Genomic DNA, 2,158 nt, shown 5'->3' with positions numbered 1-2,158 from the left:
GCGGCCGTCGGTGCCTCGCGCGCCGCCGTGGACGCCGGCTGGTACCCGCACAGCAGCCAGGTCGGCCAGACCGGCAAGCAGGTCTCCCCGCAGCTCTACATCGCGGCGGGCATCTCCGGCGCCATCCAGCACCGGGCCGGCATGCAGACCTCGAAGACCATCGTGGCCGTCAACAAGGACCCCGAGGCCCCGATCTTCGAACTGGTCGACTACGGCGTGGTCGGCGACCTCTTCCAGGTGCTGCCGCAGCTCACCGCCGAGGTGAAGGCCCGCAAGGCCTGATCCCCGCGGGGAGGTTCGGAGGGCGTGGTGCCGGGTGCCCGGTGCCGCGCCCTCCGTCGTTCCCGGCCGTTCGGAGCCTCCTCGGCCAGGCCCGTCGCTCCGGCCGGTCGTCCCCGGATCGCGGCCGGTGGGCCGGCGGCCCGTAGAGTCGGCGCCGGCGCGTGACGCGGAGGCGCACGCGCGAGACGGACGCGCGGCGCACCGGCGCGGCGCGGTGGCGTGGGACGAGGCGAGGACGGTGGCATGGCACTGCTGACGGCACTTCAGGGCGGTTTCGGCGACGCGGCGGACGCGCTGCGGATCGACGGGCGGGCGCTCTCCCGGGAGGACCTGCTGGGCGCGGCGACGGCCGTCGCCGACCGGGTGGCCGGTGCCCCGGCGCTCGCGGTGCTCGCCCGGCCCACCGTCGAGACCGTCACCGCCGTGGTCGGCGGCCTGCTGGCGGGCGTCCCGGTGGTGCCGCTGCCGCCCGACTCCGGGCCCAAGGAGCGCGAGCACATCCTGCGCGACTCGGGTGCGGCGCTGCTCGCGCACGCCGTCGGGGAGGAGCTGCCGCCGGACACCCCGGTGGCGGGGCTGCCGGTCGACCCCGCCCAGCGCTCCGCCACCGGCCACGCCGAGCCGGCCGCCGGGTCGACCGCCTTCGTGCTCTACACCTCGGGCACCACCGGCGCGCCCAAGGGCGTGGTGATCCGGCGCGAGGCGGTGGCCGCCGACCTGGACGCGCTGGCCGCCGCGTGGCAGTGGACCGCCGAGGACACCCTGGTGCACGGCCTGCCGCTGTTCCACGTGCACGGGCTGCTGCTCGGGGTGCTCGGCGCCCTGCGCACCGGCAGCGCCCTGGTGCACACCGGGCGGCCCACCCCGGAGGGGTACGCGGCGGCGGGCGGCAGCCTGTACTTCGGGGTGCCCACCGTCTGGTCCCGGGTGGCGGCGGACCCGCGGGCCGCGGCCCGGCTCGCCCCGGCCCGGCTGCTGGTCTCGGGCAGCGCGCCGCTGCCCGTCCCGGTGTTCGAGAAGCTGGCGGCGCTCACCGGGCACGCCCCGATCGAGCGGTACGGGATGACCGAGTCGCTGATCACCGTGAGCACCCGGGCGGACGGCGAGCGGCGCCCCGGCAGCGTCGGGCTGCCGGTGGACGGGGTCCGCACCCGGCTGGTCGGCGAGGACGGCGGGCCGGTGCCCGCCGACGGGGAGAGCGTCGGCGAACTGCAGGTCTGCGGCCCGACGCTGTTCAGCGGCTACCTCAACCGGCCGGACGCGGACGCCGAGGCGTGGACGGCGGACGGCTGGTTCCGCACCGGCGACGTCGCGGTGATCGGGGCGGACGGCTTCCACCGGATCGTCGGCCGCGCCTCGGTGGACCTGATCAAGAGCGGCGGCTACCGGATCGGCGCGGGCGAGGTCGAGGCCGCGCTGCGCGACCACCCGGCGGTCGCCGACGCGGCCGTGGTCGGCGTGCCGGACGAGGACCTCGGACAGGCGGTCGTCGCGTACGTCGTTCCGGACGGCGCCGTGACGGGGGACCAGCTGACGGCCTTCGTGGCGGAGCGGCTCTCGGTGCACAAGCGGCCGCGCCGGGTCGTCCTCGTGCCCGAACTGCCCAGGAACGCCCTGGGGAAGGTGCTGAAGAAGCAGCTGCTGGCGGAGGCCGGCGGCCGCTGACGACGGGGCTCCGGACGCCCCCTCGGGTGACGGGTGTTCACCCTGATGCGCCGTCGGTGCTCACCACCCGTGACCCTTCCATTGGCGCACTCCACTGCGCGCGGTGAGCGGACGCGTGCCTAACGTGACGAGCAGGCAGAACCGAACCCCCTGGGCGACATGCCGCGGGGGGGCGGGGGGCGGCGCGACGCCCCCCGGGGGGACAGACGGA

At 76.9% G+C, this 2,158-nt stretch carries 2 protein-coding genes; both read left to right on the top strand.

Annotated features, from left to right (window positions below):
* A partial coding sequence (locus ABZW03_RS40155) for an electron transfer flavoprotein subunit alpha/FixB family protein (protein WP_355269736.1) occupies positions 1 to 282 on the top strand: 282 nt, incomplete at its 5' end.
* A gap of 243 nt (positions 283 to 525) precedes the next feature.
* Positions 526 to 1,947 carry an acyl-CoA synthetase gene (locus ABZW03_RS40150; RefSeq protein WP_355269734.1) on the top strand — a complete coding sequence of 474 codons (1,422 nt, stop codon included), beginning with the start codon at positions 526 to 528 and terminating at the stop codon, positions 1,945 to 1,947.
* Positions 1,948 to 2,158: the final 211 nt, after the last annotated feature.

Source organism: Kitasatospora sp. NPDC004799, from assembly GCF_040609095.1.
Classification (GTDB): domain Bacteria; phylum Actinomycetota; class Actinomycetes; order Streptomycetales; family Streptomycetaceae; genus Kitasatospora.
The sequence above is the reverse complement of the archived record's forward strand: the minus strand, read 5'-3'. Positions and strand labels throughout refer to the sequence as shown.